Source organism: Burkholderia sp. S-53 (assembly GCF_025560745.1).
Classification (GTDB): Bacteria; Pseudomonadota; Gammaproteobacteria; order Burkholderiales; family Burkholderiaceae; genus Burkholderia; species Burkholderia pyrrocinia.
Map to the genome: position 1 here is coordinate 114,054 of NZ_CP090484.1, position 19,226 is coordinate 133,279.

20 protein-coding genes are annotated in these 19,226 nt (G+C 68.4%); 11 read left to right on the forward strand and 9 right to left on the reverse strand.

The window, feature by feature from the left end; translation table 11 throughout:
* The first annotated feature begins 22 nt into the window (after positions 1-22).
* Together LXM88_RS22670 and LXM88_RS22675 are read left to right on the forward strand one after the other, a co-directional pair.
* On the forward strand, positions 23-874 hold the full coding sequence (locus LXM88_RS22670; protein ID WP_262544536.1) for a class I SAM-dependent methyltransferase: 852 nt from the start codon (positions 23-25) through the stop codon (positions 872-874).
* An 83-nt stretch (positions 875-957) separates the two neighbouring features.
* Positions 958-1,707 carry an MFS transporter gene (locus LXM88_RS22675; protein WP_262544538.1) on the forward strand — a complete coding sequence of 250 codons (750 nt, stop codon included), beginning with the start codon at positions 958-960 and terminating at the stop codon, positions 1,705-1,707.
* A gap of 83 nt (positions 1,708-1,790) precedes the next feature.
* On the opposite strand, the gene LXM88_RS22680 is transcribed toward LXM88_RS22675, so the two are convergent.
* Positions 1,791-2,282, reverse strand: coding sequence for a 2,4'-dihydroxyacetophenone dioxygenase family protein (locus LXM88_RS22680; protein WP_262544540.1), 492 nt, complete (start codon positions 2,280-2,282; stop codon positions 1,791-1,793).
* 159 nt (positions 2,283-2,441) lie between these two features.
* Between LXM88_RS22680 and LXM88_RS22685 the strand changes: the two genes are divergently transcribed.
* From LXM88_RS22685 to LXM88_RS22695, 3 genes are read left to right on the forward strand one after another with little or no spacing between them, the layout of a single operon-like run.
* On the forward strand, positions 2,442-2,930 hold the full coding sequence (locus LXM88_RS22685) for a MarR family winged helix-turn-helix transcriptional regulator (protein WP_412524166.1): 489 nt from the start codon (positions 2,442-2,444) through the stop codon (positions 2,928-2,930).
* A 37-nt stretch (positions 2,931-2,967) separates the two neighbouring features.
* A complete protein-coding gene (locus LXM88_RS22690; protein WP_262544543.1) occupies positions 2,968-3,303 on the forward strand; it encodes a hypothetical protein in 336 nt (111 codons plus the stop codon).
* Positions 3,300-4,556: an MFS transporter gene (locus tag LXM88_RS22695; protein WP_262544545.1), complete on the forward strand. Its 1,257-nt coding sequence runs from the start codon at positions 3,300-3,302 to the stop codon at positions 4,554-4,556. Before LXM88_RS22690 ends, LXM88_RS22695 begins: the two co-directional genes overlap by 4 nt.
* Before the next feature lie 144 nt (positions 4,557-4,700).
* On the opposite strand, the gene LXM88_RS22700 is transcribed toward LXM88_RS22695, so the two are convergent.
* The gene (locus LXM88_RS22700; RefSeq protein ID WP_262544547.1) at positions 4,701-5,651 is read right to left on the reverse strand and encodes a LysR family transcriptional regulator; all 951 of its coding nucleotides are present in this window, start codon (positions 5,649-5,651) and stop codon (positions 4,701-4,703) included.
* A gap of 105 nt (positions 5,652-5,756) precedes the next feature.
* Here LXM88_RS22700 and LXM88_RS22705 point away from each other — a divergent pair, with 105 nt between their 5' ends.
* Together LXM88_RS22705 and LXM88_RS22710 are read left to right on the forward strand one after the other, a co-directional pair.
* The gene (locus LXM88_RS22705) at positions 5,757-7,115 is read left to right on the forward strand and encodes an aspartate aminotransferase family protein (RefSeq protein WP_262544549.1); all 1,359 of its coding nucleotides are present in this window, start codon (positions 5,757-5,759) and stop codon (positions 7,113-7,115) included.
* A gap of 49 nt (positions 7,116-7,164) precedes the next feature.
* Entirely contained in the window at positions 7,165-8,682 is a 1,518-nt protein-coding gene (locus tag LXM88_RS22710) for a CoA-acylating methylmalonate-semialdehyde dehydrogenase (RefSeq protein WP_262544551.1), read from the forward strand.
* 146 nt (positions 8,683-8,828) lie between these two features.
* Here LXM88_RS22710 and LXM88_RS22715 read toward each other — a convergent pair whose 3' ends face one another.
* The 4 genes from LXM88_RS22715 to LXM88_RS22730 all read right to left on the reverse strand — a co-directional run bounded on the left by LXM88_RS22715 (position 8,829) and on the right by LXM88_RS22730 (position 12,542).
* Positions 8,829-9,203, reverse strand: coding sequence for a COG4315 family predicted lipoprotein (locus tag LXM88_RS22715; protein WP_262544552.1), 375 nt, complete (start codon positions 9,201-9,203; stop codon positions 8,829-8,831).
* Between the two features lie 294 nt (positions 9,204-9,497).
* Positions 9,498-10,436, reverse strand: coding sequence for a DMT family transporter (locus LXM88_RS22720; protein WP_262544554.1), 939 nt, complete (start codon positions 10,434-10,436; stop codon positions 9,498-9,500).
* Positions 10,437-10,560: 124 nt separating this feature from the next.
* Positions 10,561-11,493, reverse strand: coding sequence for an AEC family transporter (locus LXM88_RS22725; protein ID WP_262544556.1), 933 nt, complete (start codon positions 11,491-11,493; stop codon positions 10,561-10,563).
* Between the two features lie 164 nt (positions 11,494-11,657).
* Positions 11,658-12,542 (reverse strand): LysR substrate-binding domain-containing protein, encoded by an 885-nt coding sequence (locus LXM88_RS22730; RefSeq protein ID WP_262544558.1) that lies wholly within the window; start codon positions 12,540-12,542, stop codon positions 11,658-11,660.
* 305 nt (positions 12,543-12,847) lie between these two features.
* Here LXM88_RS22730 and LXM88_RS22735 point away from each other — a divergent pair, with 305 nt between their 5' ends.
* Entirely contained in the window at positions 12,848-13,225 is a 378-nt protein-coding gene (locus LXM88_RS22735) for a nuclear transport factor 2 family protein (protein WP_262544560.1), read from the forward strand.
* Positions 13,226-13,291: 66 nt separating this feature from the next.
* Here LXM88_RS22735 and LXM88_RS22740 read toward each other — a convergent pair whose 3' ends face one another.
* On the reverse strand, positions 13,292-14,227 hold the full coding sequence (locus LXM88_RS22740; protein ID WP_262544562.1) for an AraC family transcriptional regulator: 936 nt from the start codon (positions 14,225-14,227) through the stop codon (positions 13,292-13,294).
* An 87-nt stretch (positions 14,228-14,314) separates the two neighbouring features.
* On the opposite strand from LXM88_RS22740, the gene LXM88_RS22745 reads away from it, so the two are divergent.
* Positions 14,315-15,754: a cytochrome P450 gene (locus tag LXM88_RS22745; RefSeq protein ID WP_262544564.1), complete on the forward strand. Its 1,440-nt coding sequence runs from the start codon at positions 14,315-14,317 to the stop codon at positions 15,752-15,754.
* A 188-nt stretch (positions 15,755-15,942) separates the two neighbouring features.
* The gene (locus LXM88_RS22750; protein ID WP_262544566.1) at positions 15,943-16,248 is read left to right on the forward strand and encodes a panthothenate synthetase; all 306 of its coding nucleotides are present in this window, start codon (positions 15,943-15,945) and stop codon (positions 16,246-16,248) included.
* A gap of 72 nt (positions 16,249-16,320) precedes the next feature.
* Here LXM88_RS22750 and LXM88_RS22755 read toward each other — a convergent pair whose 3' ends face one another.
* Together LXM88_RS22755 and LXM88_RS22760 are read right to left on the reverse strand one after the other, a co-directional pair.
* Positions 16,321-16,704, reverse strand: a complete 384-nt coding sequence (locus tag LXM88_RS22755; RefSeq protein WP_262544568.1) for a hypothetical protein — start codon at positions 16,702-16,704, stop codon at positions 16,321-16,323.
* Between the two features lie 138 nt (positions 16,705-16,842).
* Entirely contained in the window at positions 16,843-17,643 is an 801-nt protein-coding gene (locus tag LXM88_RS22760; protein ID WP_262544570.1) for a helix-turn-helix transcriptional regulator, read from the reverse strand.
* Between the two features lie 124 nt (positions 17,644-17,767).
* Here LXM88_RS22760 and LXM88_RS22765 point away from each other — a divergent pair, with 124 nt between their 5' ends.
* A complete protein-coding gene (locus LXM88_RS22765; RefSeq protein ID WP_262544572.1) occupies positions 17,768-19,174 on the forward strand; it encodes an APC family permease in 1,407 nt (468 codons plus the stop codon).
* The last annotated feature ends 52 nt before the right edge of the window (positions 19,175-19,226 follow it).

The window sequence follows — 19,226 nt, forward strand, 5'->3', positions numbered from 1 at the left end:
CGAAACCGTGGAGAACCTCACCATGAACGATGCCCTTGATGGCGTGCGCGAGCACTATCGCGCGACCGGCCTGACCGAGCGGCTGAAAGCCGCACTCACGGCGCTTGGACCGGAAGATCAACCGTTTGCACCGCGGCAACTGGACGCCCTCGACCAGTTTCATACCCGCGGGCTGGCTGCCACCGACGAGCTTGCCGAACTGGTCGGGATCACCGCCGACATGGCGGTGCTGGACGTCGGTTCGGGCATCGGCGGGCCGGCGCGCGTGCTGGCTGCAGCCCGTGGTTGCCGGGTGACGGGCATCGACCTCAGCGAGCCGTTCGTGGATGCCGCGCGCTATCTCGCGCAGCGCACCGGGCAGAGCGGGCAGGTGTCGTTTCGTACCGCCAGCGCGCTGGACCTTCCGTTCGACGACGGCTGTTTCGATGTCGTGTTGCTGCAGCATGTGGCGATGAACATCGCCGATCGCGCACGGCTTTACCGGGAGATCCGGCGCGTGCTGAAGCCGGACGGCAAATTCGCGACGTACGACGTCGTCGCAAACGGCAGCGAACTGCACTATCCCGTTCCGTGGGCGCGAACCCCGGCCACGAGCTTCCTGATGACGGCCGATGCAACACGCGAGGCCATCGAGGCAGCAGGTTTCCGCACGCTGACCTGGCAGGACGACACGGAGGCCGCCAAGGCGTGGATCGCCCAACGGCGTGCGTCCGGGCCGCCGCCGTCGCCGAATCTCGGCATTGTGCTGGGGCCGGACTTCGCGCAACTGTTCGCGAACCTGGGACGCAATCTCGTCGAAGGCCGGGTCGGCATTCTCACTGCGGTGTTCGAGGCCGACGCCACGAATACCCGGAACCGCATGGAGGCCCGCTGATGACAACCGCTCCTTTTCCTGCCGGTATCGTCCCGTCGCGTGCCGCCTGGCGCGGCCTGCTCTGGATCGCACCGTTGACGGCCTTGTGGATCGGCCTGATCTACTGGCAGCCGGCTATCCCCGCGAGCGGCGTTGCCGTCACCGCTCACCAACTGGCGGTCCATGCGGTCGTCGCGATCGGTTTATGGCTCGGTCTCGAACGTACCGGCCTGGCGCCGGGCCAACGCAGCACGACCTGGCTTGCGGTCATGATTCCGTACACGCTTTGGTTCGCTGTCGCGTGGAGCGCGGCCATCGATGGCACGTTCCGCGCGGGCTCGCCTGATGCGCCGCCTTTGCTGCCGTTGGCAATTGTTCTGCCGGTGCTGATCGGCGCGCCACTGTTGCTGTTGTCGAGGCGGGTCGGGCAGGTGCTCGATGCGATGCCGGCGACGTGGCTCGTCGCGATTCAGCTTTACCGCGTATTCGGCGGTTGGGCGCTCGCCGCGTGGCTGCATGGCGGGATGCCCGGCGTGTTCGCGTTGCCGGCGGGAATCGGCGACGTGCTGACCGGCATGTTCGCCGTGCCGGCGGCAATCGCCGTCGCGACCGGCACGGCCGAGGGGCGGAAGGCGGCGATCATGTGGAACCTCTTCGGCCTGGCGGATTTCGCTATCGCGATCACGATGGGATTGATCACGTCGCCCGGCCGGTTCCAGCTGATCGTTCCGCATGTGCCCAGTATCGGTGCCGGTGTTTATCCGGATGTGTTGACGCCGGCGTTCGTCGTGCCGACCTCGATCCTGCTGCACGCGCTGTCGCTGCGCCAGTTGATCCGGCGGTCCGCTGACTAAGCCCGTTCGGCGATGCGGCGCGGCCCCGGCAATTCGACGCCGAACGCGCATGCTCCGATCGCCGAACCCGACCGCGCCCGACGTCAGCGTGTCACGAACGCCACGGCGTCGTCCGGCGCCGTGCGCGCATGCTTGCGCTGGCGCAGCAGCGCGACGCGGCAATTCTCGCGCGCGGTCTCGCGGCCGTCGTCGTCGAGCAGCACGAGATCGCCGCGCATCACGTTGAGCGTGATCACATCCTCGCCCGGCGCGCCGAGCGTTTGCGGCGTATGCACCGAGCCGGCCGGTTCGAGCACCGTCGAGCCGGCGTGCGCAACCCAGTCGTATTCCAGGTAGCGCCACGCACCCTGCAGCGTATGGACGAACACCTCGCCGTCGTGGCGATGGCGCGGCAGCGTGCCGCCGGCCGGCATCTTCAGCAGCGCGGTCAGCGTGTCCTCGGCCGCATTGATGTGCAGGTACTTGATCGCCAGCCCCGGCAGGTCGGCGCTCATCGGCAGCCACGGAAGCGCATCGCCTGGCAGGCACGAGATCGGCGGCAGGTCGGTCGAGAGCGGGGCGGGCGGCTGCGTCATGGCGGGAGGCTGGGCGGAAATGGGGAGCCCGCATTATCGCAGAGGCGGATCGCGCGGCTGAAGGCGACGTATCGCGTTCGTCTCCGATTCGCGGATCTCGGCAGGCACGTGTCCGATGCGTCTCGGCATATACAGTTAAACTGTACAGTTTTTCTGTATATGTGCTATCGTGGATTCATGAACCCGCCATCGTCATCTTCCGAATCGCTCCCACTGGCCGGTCTCGCCGGCGAACTCCGCATCTCGGTCGGCAAGCTGATGCGGCGGATGCGGGAGCAGACCCACCCGAACGACCTCACGTCTTCCCAGAAATCGGTATTGCTGCGGCTCGACCGCGACGGCCCCGCGACCGTGTCGGCGCTCGCGCGCGCCGAAAGCGTGCGACCGCAGTCGATGCGCGTGACGGTCGCGACGCTCGAGGCGCTGGGTGCCGTCGGCGGCGCGCCCGATCCGACCGACGGACGACAGACGCTGATCGCGCTCACGCCTGGTTTCCGCAAGGTGCTGCAGACCAATCGCGCGGCGAAGGACGACTGGCTGTTCCGCGCGCTGCATGCGCAGTTATCGGAACAAGAGCAGGCCGAGCTCGCAGCGGCCGTGAAGCTGCTGCAGCGGCTCGCCGATTTCCAGGACCCGGCGCGCCCGTGAACCGCATCGACCCGCCCGCCGAAAGGACAGCCCGAACATGACCTCCCTGCATCTCGTGTCGTACTTTTTCGGCGGCGCGTTTCTCGCGAACGCCGTGCCGCATCTCGTCAGCGGGTTGCGCGGCGAGCCGTTCCAGACGCCGTTCGCGAATCCGCCGGGCCGCGGGCTGTCGTCGTCCACCGTGAATGTCGTGTGGGGTGTCGTGAATCTCGCGATCGGCTATGCGCTCGTGTGCCGCGTCGGGGATTTCGACCTGAAGGTTACGGCCGACGCGGCCGCGCTCGGGCTCGGCGTCCTGGCGCTCGGCCTGTTCCTCGCGCGGCACTTCGGCGCGCTGCACGGCGGCAACGAGCCCGACCGGGAGCGGCCATGAGCGTGCCGGCCGCGGGCGTGTTCCGCTCGCTTCGCAGTTTCAACTACCGCGTGTGGGCGATCGGCGCGCTGGTGTCGAACATCGGCACGTGGATCCAGCGCACCGCGCAGGACTGGCTCGTCCTCACGCAGCTCACGCATCACGACGCGTCGGCGGTCGGCACGGTGATGGCGCTGCAGTTCGGGCCGCAACTCCTGCTGTTGCCGTGGACCGGCTACGCGGCCGATCGCTTCGACCAGCGCAAGCTGCTGATGGTGACGCAGGGGCTGATGGGCGTGCTGGCGCTGGCGCTCGGCGCGCTGACCGTCACGGGCGTCGCGCGGCTCGAGCATGTCTACGTGTTCGCGTTCCTGTTCGGCTGCGCGTCGGCGTTCGACGCGCCGGTGCGGCAGACCTTCGTCGCGGAACTGGTCGGCGACCGCGAGCTGGCGAATGCGGTCGCGCTCAATTCGACGTCGTTCAATGCGGCGCGGATGATCGGCCCGGCGGCAGCCGGGTTCCTGATCGCGTCGATCGGCACCGGCTGGGCGTTTCTCGCCAACGGGCTCAGCTTCTTCGCGGTGCTGGCGTCGCTGTCGCTGCTCCGGGAGGACGAACTGCGCGCGAATGTGCGGGCGGGCCGCTCGCGCAGCGGCCTGCTCGACGGGTTCCGCTATGTGTGGCAGCGCGACGACCTGAAGGCGATCCTCGTGATGCTGTTCCTGATCGGCACGTTCGGGCTCAATTTCCAGCTGTTCATTTCGACGATGGCGGCCAGCGTGTTCCACGTCGACGCGCGCGGCTTCGGCGTGCTGTCGTCGATGATGGCGGTCGGTACGGTCTCGGGCGCGCTGCTCGCGGCACGCCGCGAGCAGCCGCGCTTCCGGCATCTGTGGTTCGGCGCGGCGCTGTTCGGGCTCGGCTGCACGCTCGCCGCGTTGGCGCCGGGCTACTGGCTGTTCGGGGCCGCGCTCGTGCTGACCGGGATCGCCGCGATCACCTTCATGAACTCGACCAACAGCCTGATGCAACTGTCGACCGAGCCGGCGATGCGCGGGCGCGTGATGGCGCTGCGCCTCGCGGTCGCGCTCGGCGGCACGCCGCTCGGCGCGCCGGTGGCCGGCTGGGTCGCGAATCATCTTGGGCCGCGCTGGGCGCTTGGTCTCGGCGCGGCGTCCGGCTTTGCCGCCGCGCTCGTCGCGACGCATTTCATGAAGCGCAGCCAGGCCCGGCTGCGCGCTGGCGGCGCGGTCGACAACGGCGACGGCGCGTGACGTAACAGGGCGGAAACGAAGGCGCGGCTGCGCCCATTCGTCTCATATTCGATGCAGGCGCGCGTGCGCAGGGTCAGCCGAGCGTCCCGCTTGCGCGATGCTGTACGGCGCACCGCCGGGAACCGGATTCCCCGAGTGAGCCGCCTACGCCGCCGGCCGACCCGCCGCATGCGCGGCTTCCAGGCACGACTGGAACAGCAGCGCGGCCCGCGACGGCCGCGGCGAGCGCCGCAGCAGGCTCACGAACCGGCACCGGTAGTTGAACCGGTGCGGCGCGACCGGCTGCATCAGCCCCTTGTTCTCGAAACTTTCCGCGTAATGGTCGGGCAGGAAGCCGAGATAACGACCGGACAGGATCAGCGTCGCGATCGACTCCTGGTCCGACGCGGTCGCGCTGCGCGTGAGCTTCGCGCGATGGCTCAGTTCCATGTTCGGCGAATGGAAGCCGAGCCCCGCGAACGCGTGGTGGCGGATCGTCGTCCACGTGAGCTTGCCGTGCGGCGCATCGTAGAGCGGATGCTGGCGGCCGCAGTACAGCAGCATCCGTTCGTCGAACAGCTCCGAATACACGAGGCTGCCCGAGTTGCGGTGCGCGGGAATGATCCCGACCTGATAACTGCCGTCGATGATCCCGCGTTCGACCTCGTTGATCGACGCGACATGCAGGTTCAGCGCGACGTCGGGTGCCTCGTCCGTGAACCGGCGGATCGCGTCGCCGAGCCGCGCGTTCGCGTTGGTGGCCGTCTTGTCGAACACCGCGACGTGCAATTCTCCGCCCATCCGTTCGTGAATACCGTCTATCCTGCTGCGAAATGCTTCCATCGACGCGAGCAGCCGCAGCGTCTCCTCGTACACGGTCTGCCCCTCGGGCGTCAGCGTGAAGCCCGCGCGGCCGCGGCGGCACAGCACGAGGCCGACGCGCGTTTCCAGATCCTTCACGTGCCGGCTGATCGTCGAGATGCCGATATTCAGTTCCAGTTCGGCCGCCGCCATCCCGCCGCACTGCACGACGCCCTTGAAGACCCGCAGCAGGCGGAGATCCATGTCGCTGAGCTGCCCGAGCAGCGCGCGGCTCTTCGGTTTCTTTGCTTGCATAGTTGCGCAAGTGAACATTGATATTGCGATATTGAAGAGACTAATTGGCCTCCCGACAATGCGCAACATCATCACAAGAAGGAGGGGCGCGCCGCGCCGACCGACATGACCGACATCACCACCGCCGCGCAGCAGGACGACACGACCATCCGCACCGACGCCGCGTGGCTCGACGCGCACTGGATGCCGTTCACCGCCAACCGCCAGTTCAAGGCCGATCCGCGCATGATCGTGTCGGGCCAGGGCGCGTATTACACGGACGCCGAAGGCCGCAAGATCTTCGACGGCCTGTCGGGTCTCTGGTGCACGGGCCTCGGTCATGGCCGCACGGAAATCGTCGAAGCGGTGAGCCGCCAGGTCGCGCAGCTCGACTACGCGCCGGCGTTCCAGTTCGGCCACCCGAAGTCGTTCGAGCTCGCGAACAAGATCAAGGACCTGACGCCGGCCGGCCTCGACTACGTGTTCTTCACGGGGTCGGGCTCGGAAGCGGCCGACACGTCGCTGAAGCTGGCCCGCGCGTACTGGCGCGCAAAGGGCAAGGGCACCAAGACGCGCCTGATCGGCCGCGAGAAGGGTTACCACGGCGTGAACTTCGGCGGTATCTCGGTCGGCGGGATCGGGCCGAACCGCAAGCTGTTCGGCCAGGGCCTCGACGCCGATTTCCTGCCGCACACGCAACTCGCCGAGAACAAGTTCTCGCGCGGGATGCCCGAACACGGCGCGGAGCTGGCAGACCGCCTGCTCGACCTGATCGCGCTGCACGACGCATCGAACATCGCGGCCGTGATCGTCGAGCCGTTCTCCGGCTCGGCGGGCGTGGTCGTGCCGCCGAAGGGCTATCTGAAGCGGCTGCGCGACATCTGTACCGCGCACGACATCCTGCTGATTTTCGACGAGGTCATCACGGGCTTCGGCCGTGCCGGCGCGATGACGGGCGCCGACGCGTTCGGCGTGACGCCGGACATCCTGAACTTCGCGAAGCAGGTGACGAACGGCGTGCAGCCGCTCGGCGGCGTGGTCGCGACGAAGGAAATCTACGACACGTTCATGGCGGCAGGCGGCCCCGAGTACATGCTCGAGTTCCCGCACGGCTACACGTATTCGGCGCACCCGGTCGCGTGCGCGGCCGGCGTCGCCGCGCTCGACCTGTTGGTGAAGGAAGATGCGGTTGCCCGCGTGCGCGATCTCGCACCGCATTTCGAGGCGGCCGTGCACGGGCTGAAGGGCCAGCGCCACATCGCGGACATCCGCAACTACGGCCTCGCGGCCGGCCTGACGATCGCGGCGCTGCCGGGCGAACCGGCACGGCGTCCGTACGAGATCGCGATGCGCTGCTGGGCGAAGGGCTTCTACGTGCGCTACGGCGGCGACACGATCCAGCTCGCGCCGCCGTTCATCTCGGAGAAGCGCGAGATCGACAACCTGGTCAACGCGCTGTCCGACGCGCTGAACGAAGTGGACTGAGCCATCGCTCGTCCCAAGCGACAACCGAATTCACGAAAGAGCCTGAACGATGAAACACGACAGCAATGTGACCTCCACCGTCGGCCACCTGATCGACGGCAAGCGCGTCGACGGCGGCAGCCGCGTCCAGCCGGTGTTCGACCCGGCCACCGGCGCATCGGACAAGAGCGTCGCGCTCGCCGACAAGCTGACCGTCGAAGCCGCGATCGCGTCCGCGCAGGCCGCGTTCCCGGCGTGGCGCAACACGCCGCCGCTGAAGCGCGCCCGCGTGATGAGCCGCTTCAAGACGCTGCTCGAGGAGCACGCCGACGAACTGTGCGCGCTGATCACGGCCGAGCATGGCAAGGTGCTCGCCGATGCGATGGGCGAGCTGCAACGCGGGATCGAGAACGTCGAATACGCGACCTACGTGCCCGAACTGCTGAAGGGCGAGCACAGCAAGAACGTCGGCCCCGCGATCGATTCGTGGAGCGAGTTCCAGGCGCTTGGCGTGGCCGCCGGCATCACGCCGTTCAACTTCCCGGTGATGGTGCCGCTGTGGATGTGGCCGATGGCCGTCGCGTGCGGCAACACGTTCGTGCTGAAGCCGTCCGAGCGCACGCCGTCGTCGACGCTGCGCATGGCCGAGCTCGCGCTCGAGGCCGGCCTGCCGCCGGGCGTGCTGAATGTCGTGAACGGCGACAAGGAAGCGGTCGACACGATCCTGACCGACCCGCGCGTGAAGGCCGTGAGCTTCGTCGGCTCGACGCCGATCGCCGAATACATCTACTCGACCGGCTGCGCGCACGGCAAGCGCGTGCAGGCGCTCGGCGGCGCGAAGAACTTCGCGGTCGTGATGCCCGACGCCGACATCGGCAACGCGGTGAACGCGCTGATGGGCGCCGCGTACGGCTCGTGCGGCGAGCGCTGCATGGCGATTCCGCTGGTCGTCGCGATCGGCGACGAGACGGGTGACAACGTGGTCGCGGGCCTGAAGGCGGAAATCGACAAGATGAAGGTCGGCCCGGGCAACGGCGCGGGCGTCGACATGGGCCCGCTCGTCACGCAGCAGCATTTCGAGAAGGTGACGGGCTTCGTCGAAGCGGGCGTGGAAGCGGGCGCGACGCTCGTCGTCGACGGCCGCGGCGTGAAGGTCGACGGCCACGACGGCGGCTACTATCTCGGCCCGTGCCTGTTCGACAACGTGAAGCCCGGCATGCCGATCTACCAGCACGAGATCTTCGGGCCGGTGCTCGGCGTGATCCGCCTGAAGTCGCTCGACGAGGCAATGGCGCTGATCGACGCGCACGAATACGGCAACGGCACGTGCCTGTTCACGCGCGACGGCGAGGCCGCGCGCTACTTCAGCGACAACATCCAGATCGGCATGGTCGGCATCAACGTACCGCTGCCGGTGCCCGTCGCATACCACTCGTTCGGCGGCTGGAAGCGTTCGCTGTTCGGCGACCTGCATGCGTACGGCCCGGACGCCGTGCGGTTCTACACGAAGCGCAAGACGATCACGCAGCGCTGGCCGTCGGCCGGCGTGCGCGAAGGAACGGTGTTCAGCTTCCCGTCGAACCGCTGACGCGCATGCCGGCTGCATGCGTCGCCGGCCCGCCGGCTGGCGACGCAATGTGACAGGTGTGAAGGTACGAAAGCCCGCCCCGATCGACGATCCGGGCGGGCTTCTTCACGTCCGCGCCGGATGCGCGGACGGCGGCGCAACAACGCTTACGGCGCGACCACGTGCCACATGTCCTTGAAGTTGTCGCCGTTGCGGTCGCCCTGTTTCATGTCCTTCGAGAAGAAGTACAGCGGCTTGCCCTTGTATGCCCATTGCGGGCTGCCGTCGTCGCGTTTCACGATCGTGTAGGGGCCGACCGGTGCGTCGGTCGCGCTGGCCTTGTACGGCGGCCAGAAGGATTCGCACTGGCCCGTGCATGCGCTGGTGCCGGCATTGGGCTTGTCCTTGTCGAAGGTGTAGACGGTCATCCCGTTCGCGGCGACGAGCGCGCCGTTTTCGACTTTCGTGATCGAACCTTGGGCCGAGGCCGAAGCGGACGCAATGGCGAGCAGGGCGGAACTGACGAGCAGCGCGGCTTTCATGAGTGCCTCCTGTAATCCGGTGGGCGGCCGCGATCGCGCGCACGGGCGAGCGGACGCGACGATTGCGATGAATGGTGCCGGAACGCGGCACCGTTGCCGCTGGTGCGAGCGACTCAGGGTCGAATAGCGGCAAACGGAGCGCTTCATTCACGATAGGCGGTTTTTGGCAGGGCTGCGAGAAAGTCCCGGCGCGGAGCGGCGGCGCGCAGGCGTCGCGCAACAGTGCGGCGAGTGCCGTCGCGATCCGGTATTCGGGATCCGTCCCCGAGCCGGCGCTGCGCGTGCGCCAATGCGTCAGCGCCGCGCGCGATTGGTCAGCGCGACGCCCGCGATCACGAGCGCGCCGCCGGCCAGCATCGATGGCGACAGCGGTTCGCCGAGCAACGCGACCGACAGCAGCACGCCGAACACCGGCACCAGGTTGGTGAACACGGCGGCGCGGGCCGGCCCGAGTTCGCGGATACCCTGCGAATACCAGACGAACGCGACCACGGTGCCGATCGCGCCGAGATAGACCATCGACACGACGGCCTGCCACGTCAGCGGCGTGCCGTCGCCTGCACCCGCGCCCGGGCCGAACAGGTGCGCGACGATCAGCAGCGCGAGGCCCCACAGCGTCGCGTAGGTCGTCGCCGCGAGCGGCGACAGACCGTCGAGTGCGCGCCGGCCGATCACCGTATAGGCGGCCCAGCTCAGCACCGCGCACAGCATGAAGCGTTCGCCCGCGCCGAACGTGTTGCCGAGGTCGGTCAGCACGCGCAGCCATTCGCCACGGCTGATCACGACCAGCGCGCCGCACAGCGCAACCGCGATGCCGGCCCAGCGCGACAGCGACAGGCGTTCCCGCGTGACGACCGACAGCAGTACGGCGGTGGCGACCGGGTTCAGCGCGACGAACAGCGCGGTGCGGCCGGCCGGCATCCGCGCGAGCGCCGCGAAAAAGCACACGTTGTACAGGAAGATCCCGGTCGCGCCGAGTGCGAAGGTCGTCGCGATCTGGCGGCCGCTCAGCTTCGGCAGACCGCCTTCGAACTTCCACGTCAGCGCGACCAGCAGCAGCGCGGCGATCGCGAAGCGGCCGGTGGCCGCGGAAGTCGCGGACATCGACGCGGCCAGGACCCGGCCCGCGATGAACGTGCCGCCCCAGAACAGCGCGACGAGGGTGAGCTTGACGTAGAGGGCTGCGTGCGGCCGGGAGGCGACGATGGCGGCGGGTGCGGATGGCGCGTTCATGCGTGGTGGTTTCTCGAAAGGTGGTCGCGGCCGTGTGTGCACGACCGCGCGCGGCTGACGAGGCCGGGCCGTGCGACGACTGGCCCGCAGGCCGATTCAGCGGAAGGGGGCGAGTGCCGCGCCGTCAGCGAAACACCGGTGCCGACGCGAGCGCCGTCAGCACGACGGGCATCGCGAGCGCCGCGGCGACCGTCTGGAACGCGGTGATGCCGGCCATCAACGGCGCGTCGCCGCCGAGCTGGCGCGCCATGATGTACGACGCCGACGACGTCGGCAGCGCCTGGAACAGCAGCGCGACCGTCAGCGCCGCATCGCCGAGCCCGACCACGCGGCCGGCCGCGAGCGTGATGAGCGGCATCGCCATGAACTTGAACGCCGACGCGATGCACACCGGCTGCAGCCACGCACGTGCCGCATCGAATCTGAGCGCCGCACCCACGCACAGCAGGCCGAGCGGCATCGACGCGGCGCCGAGCGCGCGCACGGCCGGCTCGATGGGCGCCGGGAACGCGACGCCGCCGGCCTGCATCGCGATCCCGAGCGCGCACGCGACGACGAGCGGATTCGACAGGATCTGGCGCGCGAGTGCGGCTGCCCCGAGCCGTGTATCGCCATAACGTGCGAAGACCAGCACGCACATCAGGTTGACGGTCGGGACGATCGCCGCGACGCACACGGCCGCGAGCGCGATGCCCTTTGCGCCGAACAGCCCGGCCGCGAGTGCGGTGCCGACATAGTTGTTGAAGCGCACCGCGCCCTGGAACACTGACGTGAAGCCGGCGCCGTCGACCCGGACGAACGGGCGGACCAGCAGGAGAAGCGCCGCGGCGACGGCGGTCGAACCGACCAGCGCGGCCGCGAGCGGTAAAACGGGCAGCGCTTGCAGTCGCGCGTTCGCGAGGCTGTCCGCGAACAGCGCGGGCAGCAGCACGTAGTAGCAAAGGCGCTCGGCCTGCGGCCAGAACGCTTCGGCGATGAAACCCGTGCGCCGGAGGCCATGGCCGAACGCGACCAGCAGCGCGACCGGCGCCAGCGCGAGCAGGATCGGGCCGATCATCGGCGCGCCTTCAGGCGGGCCGTGCGGAGCGGCTGGCAGGCGGAGCGGCGGAACGAGGCGGGAATCCGTCGGGCGGGCAACATGGCGACACGCGATCGAAAGAGTGACGATGGCGCCAAGTTAACACGCGAAAGCAACAGGAATAATTGTTAATTATCGGGTGTTCAATGAGAAATTCTCATCGATGACGCGGTCACTTCGGCGGCCAGCGCGCGCGCGAAACGCTCGGCCGGGCGCGACTGGTGTTCGAGCAGCACGACCGCGCGCCCCATCTGCGGCTGGCCGAACGGCAAGCGCGTGACGGGCGGCAGGCGCGCGAGCGTCGAATCGGGGAGCGCGACGATCGCCGCGCCGAGCCCGCGCGCCACCATCCGCGCGATCGTTTCCGCGCTGTCCAGCACCATCTCTTCACGCACGCTCACACCGATGCGGCGCAGCTCGGCGGCGATCATGCGGCCGGCCCAGGCTTGCGCGTCGAAGCGGATGAACGGCAGCGCGTCGAGCAGCGCGCCCGCGTCGCGTTCCGCATATTCCGGCGGCGCGAGCAGCCAGAAGCGATCCTCGTACAGCGTGGTCCACGTCAGTTCCGCCGGATGCGGGCGCACGGGGCGCGTCGTGATCGCCGCATCGAGTTCGCCGGCCGCGACGCGGTTCGCCAGTTCGGCCGACATGCCGGCCGACACGTGCACGCGCAGCGACGGATGCGCATCGCGCAGCGCGAGCAGCGCATCGGGCAGCGGGCCGGACAGCGCGGTCTGGATCGCGCCGATCCGCAGGCGGCCGACGAGCTTCTTCTCGTCGCTGAGTGCATCGGGAATCCGGTCGACCATCGCGAGCACCTGCTCGGCCTGCGCGAGCAGGATGTTGCCGGCTTCGGTGAGCACCGGTTGCCGGCGTGAACGGTCGAACAGCTGCACGTTGTATTCGCTTTCGAGCGTCTTGATCTGCAGGCTCACCGCCGACTGCGTGAGCCCGATGGCTTCGCCGGCGCGCGCGAAGGTCCGGTGTCGGGCGATGGCGACCAGCGTTCTGAATGCGCGTAGTGACATGGACGAAGTGACGTGGGCGGCGGGGCAGGCGTGCGGATGGCTCGCGCGACGGCGGCAGCGTTCGCGTGACACGCCGCACCGGTGCGGCGTGGTCGGCGAAAATCGGCGAAAAAAGCGGCTGGCGAGTTCGCGGACATCATGCCCGTGCCCGCAGAATCGGGCAACCGCGGGATTGCCGGCTTACGATGGAAAGCGCGGGTTGCCGGCCGACGCGGCTTGACGTGGATGGTAACGGGCGCGTTCCGCCAGAACACCTGAACCCGCGCGAGCGAGGCGCGCACCGACCCTTCAAGGAGGACACGACGATGCTACAGAACCCGGGCGACGTTGCACGCGCCTGCTACCGCGCATATGTCGACAAGGACCGCGACGCGATCGAAGCGCTGATCGCACCAGACTTCCATTTCACGAGCCCGCTCGACAACCGGCTCGACCGCGACACGTATTTCCGGCGCTGCTGGCCGAACAGCGTGACGCTGGCGCGCTTCGATTTCGTCGACGTCGTCGTTCACGGCGAGCACGTATTCGTCGTGTACGAGGCCGAAACGAGCGGCGGCAAGCGGTTCAGGAACGCGGAGCGGTTGCGCGTCCGCGACGGCCGGATCGTCGAGGCCGAGGTGTACTTCGGCTGGAACGTGCCGCACGAAGCACCTGAGGGCGGCTTCGTCGAACCGCGCGGTTGAGTGGGGGGCGCGAGCCGGCAGTTCATCGCGAATCGGATCACCAAAGCGTGATCGACCGCCGCCGCGTCACACCCAGAGCCGGTACATCCAGAACGATTCGTCGTCGATGAAGCGTTGCGTGAATTCGCTCGGCGAGAACCCAGTGATGCGCTTGACCTCGCGGCTCAGGTGCGCCTGGTCGGCGAATCCTTCGTCGAGCGCCAGCGTGGCCCAGTTGAACGCGGCGCCGGCTTCGAACCGGTCGCGCGCCGCGAAGAACGCGCTTTCCGTCCTGACGAGCGCCTGCCATTCGCGCAGCGATCGGCCGCTGTAGGTCTTGATGCGCCGTTCGACCTGGCGCGGGCTGTGCGTGCCGCGCCATTCGCGCGCCTGCAGCGCGAGGCGCTCGACCCAGCTACGCCCCGCGTTGCGGAGCGACGACAGCGGCGGCGCGGGCCGAAGCGCCTGCCAGCGAGGCGCGAGATGGCGATCGATCGCCGCCAGCACGTCGGCATCGCGATCCGCGCCGACCAGCGCATCGACCAGCGGGTGCCAGTCGCGGCCGAGGCATGCATGCGCGTCGACCACGCGGTCGTGGATGTCCGGCAGCGCGATGCCGAACAGCGTCCGCGCCGCATCGGCGGTGAAACAGATCATGCCGATCCGCCCGCCGGTCGGCGCCCACGCGACGGTGGGGGCCGAATGGCTGCCCGACAGCGTCGCCGCGGCGCCGAAGGGGCGCCATTGCGGGCCGTCGGCCGTTGGTTCGATGAAGCCCACGTCGAGATCCCGATACCACGACACGCAGACGAGCGGCGTGGCCGGAAAGTGCGAGAGTCGCTGCGCGTCGCTCAACGTGAAGCCGCGCGTGTCGCGCAGGACGATCGCGACCACCGCACCCTGCAGCGCGGCCGGCGCGGGATGCAGCCGCGCATGCGGCGACTGTCCGCCGCTCGATACACGGGGTGCGCGCGCAAGCGGATCGGGGCATGACGGCGGGATCGATGGTGGTCCGGAGAACATGACGCCGGAGTATAGGGACCGGTCGCACGCGTGTCGATGTCGTTTGCGTTCAAGACCGCCGGCTCGCCGACGCGGACAATCCGGCGCATGAACACACGATCCTCTTCCCAATGTCCATTCCATGCGGGCACCGCTGCGTCGGCGCCCGCGCTTCACCCGCCCGGCGTATGGCCGCCGGGGCCGCGTGCCGGCCTGACGGGGTGGGGGCTGCTGCGCGCGATGTCGCGCGACCTGATCGGCGCGCTGTCCGGCTGGCAGCGCGCGTACGGCGACGTCGTGCACTTGCGCATCTGGCACGAGCACGAAGTGGTCGTGACCGATCCGGCGCTCGTGCGCGAGCTGCTGGTCACGCATCACGATGCGCTCGGGCGCTGGGAGCACGGCATGCGCGTGTTCGCGCAGGTCCACGGGCACAGCGTGCTGGTCGCCGAGGGCGATGCGTGGCGCGACAAGCGGCATGCGCTGCAGCCGAGCTTCATGCCGAAGCCGGTCCAGGCGTTCGTCCCGGCGATCGCGGCGACGGCCGGTCATGCACTCGCGCAGTGGCCCGCGCACGATCCGGACTGGCCGATCGAAAGTGCGCTGACGTCGCTCGCGATGGACGTGATCATGCGCACGATGTTCTCCGACGCGATCGGCGACGATGCGCGCGCGGCCGAGGAGGCGGTGCGCGCGGTGAGCGCCGCGGCCAACGCCGAGTTCTACCAGCCGGCGAGCACGCCGGACTGGGTGCCGTGGAAGCGCCGCAAGGCGCGCGCGAAGGCGGTGCTGAACGGGCTGATCGACCGGCAACTGCAGGCGCGTATCGACATGCCGGAGCGCACGTGGCCCGACGATCTGCTGTCGCGCCTGTTGCGGCTGCATCGGGCGGATGGCCGGAAATGGCCGCTGCAGGCCGTGCACGACGAATGCATGACGGCGTTCCTGGCCGGCCACGAGACGACGGCCGGAGCACTGACCTGGTGGGCATGGTGCATGGCCGCGAATCCGGCGGTGCAAGCCGCCGCGCGCGACGAGGTTTCCCGCGTGCTGGGCGGTCGCGCGCCGTCCGCCGAGACGCGATCGTCGTTGCGCTATCTGACGCAGACGCTCGACGAAACGCTGCGCCTGTATCCGTCCGCACCGGTCCTGATCAGCCGGCGCGCAGCGCGGCCGATCACGCTGGGCGCGTGGCAGTTTCCCGCGCGCACGATGTTCATGTTGCCGCTGCAACTGATGCAGCGCGATCCGCGATGGTTTCCGGAGCCCGATGCATTTCGTCCGGAGCGCTTCGCCGACGATGCGACGGCGCCGCCGCGCGGCGCGTACATGCCGTTCGGCACCGGCCCGCGCGTGTGCCTCGGGCAGCATCTGGCGATGACGGAGATGACGGTTGTGGCCGCAATGGTCCTGCAGCGTTTTGCGTTGTCGGTGCCGCACGGCATGACGCCGCCGCGCGCGGTGCTGAACGTGACGCTGCGGCCGGAGCAGCCGTTGCATCTGACGATCGCGTCGACGGGGCTGACGGCCGATACGGTCTCCGCATGACGGGGGCATAAGCGGTCGATTCGACCCGGCCTGCATCGCGCGGGCGATTGCCGTTTGCGCGACGCGGTGTCATCGAATCGTCGGAATGTGAATGCGTGCCGGCAACTGCTTGCGGCGCCACTGGCGCGGCGTCGCGCAGCACCTATGCTTGAAGGGCCCAAGCCGGGCGGAGCCCAAGGAGGATGGTCATGCGCATGCTTCTCAACATACGAATCCCTCACGAGCCGTTCAACACGCTGGTGCGCGACGGCAGCGTCGGCGACGTGATCTCGCGAATACTCGAAGCGGTCAGGCCGGAGGCCGTGTATTTCACGGAGCAGAGCGGCGGGCGCGGGGCGGTCGTGATCGTCGATCTGGATGACCCGTCGCAGATCCCGGCGCTCGCGGAGCCGTGGTTCCTGATGTTGAATGCAGACTGCGAGTTCCGCGTGGTGATGCTGCCGGACGATCTCCGGAACGCCGGGCTCGCGCAACTCGGCGCGAAGTGGCGGTAGCAGGACGCTGCGCGTGACCGTGCCCCTGCCCGAAAACCGGGCGGGCGGCATGGCGCGGCGTTCGCGTGCCGGCTATTGCGAAGACTGTGACGGCTCGACGTTTGCCGCTTGCCCGTCTTTCGGCCGCAGCAGCAACAGCACGCCGCTCAGCGCTGCCGCGCCCAGGAACATGAAAAAACATCGTTCGTTCCACACGGTCAGGCTGTCGGGCGCAACGCCTCCGGCGCTCCCGGCCGCGGCACCGGCTTCCAGCAGGAACGTGAAGACCGCCGGCACCGGCGCGGAACCCAGGTAGGCGAGGAACGCGAACTGCAGCCGGCCGCGGGTCAGGATCGACCAGACGTCCTTTCCCATCAGGCAGGCGACCAGCAGCAGCGGCGGCACGAGCACGATCGATGCGGCGCTGATCGCACACAGAAGCAACCAGCCAAGTCCGACGAGCGGAATGAGCGACATGGAGCGGGATTCCTGTTTCCGGGCAGCCTGGTTGTCGACGGAACATCCGCGTGTGCTTCACCGGATGACCACGGATTGCGGCGATTCACGGATATTGCACGATTCCGCGCCCGTTGCCACCCGTGCTGCTCGATGCGCTCACCCGGCCGCATCTTCTCCCAGCGCCTGGATGAACCGCGAGAACAGCTCGGGCTGCGACGCAATCCCGAGCTTCGCGTACAGGTGCCGCCGATGCACCTTCACCGTTTCCGGCGAGATCGCCAGCCGTTCGGCAATCGCCTTCGACGAATTGCCGCGCAGCACCATTCTCGCGATCGACATCTCGCGATCGGTCAGCACACCCGCGCCGAAGCGCGCGAGCGCCTGCTCGACGCGCGCGCCGAGATCGGCGTCGGGCGTCGTGCGCGCGGCGTCGCCCACCAGCCGCCAGTGCTGCCGGATCGTCGCAAGCACCCACGGCATCGCGGCCGTCAGCTTGCCGAGCGGCTCGACGTCGAAACGCGCGGCCGCGCCGAGCGACAGCGACAGCAGCGTGTCGGCGTTCGGCCGCACGAGGATCTGGATCTCGTCGTCGCCGACCGCATCGCGGAAGTAGCTCAGGAAATACTCGCTTTGCCGGAACAGGTCGGGCGCGACTTCCTCGAGCCGGTAGCAGCCGTCGGCGAGCCCGTCGTGCGCGGCCTGCAGGAACGGATCGAGCAGATATAACCCATTCAGGTAAAGCGGCACCGGCGATGCGGTGTCGGTGCCGCCCGTGTCGTATTCGTCGAGCACGAGCGGCACGCCGTCGCGGCCGATCGCGGTCGCGAGCGCATTGTCGAACGGCGCCATTTCATTGAGCAGCAGCACCAGGAACCGCCAGAAGCGCGGCTGGCCGAGATGATCGATTGCGCGGCCAAGCGCCTGGTGCATCGCGATTTCGGAAAAGAGACGATCCATACCACCACCGGAAGGGCGTAACACGAAGGGGGAATAGCGGTCCTGAAATTGGCTTCCTAGACTGCCACGCAATCAATCGGGCCCGAGTATGGGCGTTCAAAAAAGTGCAGCACAGGAGAACGAGATGGCGATGATGTCGGAATCGACGGGCACGCTGCAAGCGACGCCTGCAACGGAAGACGCGCCGCGCGCGCTGTCGCAGACGCTCAGCGTGCGCGATGCAGTGATGATCACCGTGTCGGGCGTGACCCCCGCAAGCTCGATCTTCGTGATCGCGCCGTTCGCGATCCAGCAGGCCGGCAGCGGCGCCGTGCTGTCGTTCCTGCTCGGCGGCGTGCTCGCGCTCGCATTCGCGCTCTGCTATGCGGAGCTCAGCGCCGCGCACCGCAGCGCGGGCGGCGAATACGTGATGGCCAAGCGCGTGTTCGGCACGCTGCCCGGCTACCTGACCTTCATCACGGTGCTGTCCGTCAGCGTGTTCATCCCGGCCGTGCTCGCGAGCGGCGCCGCGCCGTACCTGAACAACGCGCTCGGCACGCACTTCAGCAACCAGTCGGTCGCGCTGACGATCGTGCTGCTCAGCTACCTGCTCGGCATGCTGAACATCAAGACGAATGCGTGGATCACCGGCGCGTTTCTCGTCGTCGAGATCGGCGTGCTGATGCTGATCGCGGGGCTCGGTTTCGGCTCGCTGCATCGCGGCGCCGACGTGCTGGTCGCGCCGGTCGTCGCGAGCGGCAACGCGCTCGTGCCGGCGACGCTCGCCGCGATCGTGCCCGCGATCGGCACGGCGATCTTCTGCTACAACGGTTTCGGCTCAGCCGCATACCTCGCCGAAGACTTGCGCGGCGGCAACCGCAACGTCGCGAAGGCCGTGATCTATTCGCTGCTCGTGATCCTCGTCGTCGAACTGGTGCCGCTCACCGCGATCGTGCTCGGCGCGCCTTCGCTGACGGAACTCACGAAAAGCGCCGACCCGATCGGTTATGTCGTGCGTTCGCTGAGCAATCCGGCCGTGTCGCGGGTGGTCAGCGCCGGGATCTTCCTGTCGGTGTTCAACGCGATCATCGCGATCGTGATCACGATGGGCCGCCTGCTGTACAGCAGCGGCCGGCACGCGCTCTGGTCGCGCACCTGCAACCGCGCATTCTCGACGATCCATCCGCGCCTGGAATCGCCGTGGCTCGCGACGATCGCGCTCGCGGTGCCGTCGGCGGGGCTCGTGTTCGTGTCGAGCCTCGACGAGCTGACCGCGTTCACGGTCGACCTGCTGCTGCTGATCTATCTGGTCGTCGGGCTGGCCGCATTGGCAAGCCGGTTCGTGCGCCGCGATGTCGAACATCACTACCGGATGCCGCTGTGGCCCGTGACGCCGCTCGTCGCGGTGGCGGGCGCCGCGTACACGCTCTACACGACGCTGGCGACGGCGACGAAGCCGACCGACCTGATCATCATCGCGGGGCTGCTGGTCGCCGCACTCGTCATGTATGTCGTGTGGGCGCGCCACAGCGAAGCGTTCCGCGCGCTCTGAACGCCGGATCGTCACCTTGCATCACCGAAACACCGAACCATTGAAAGACTGG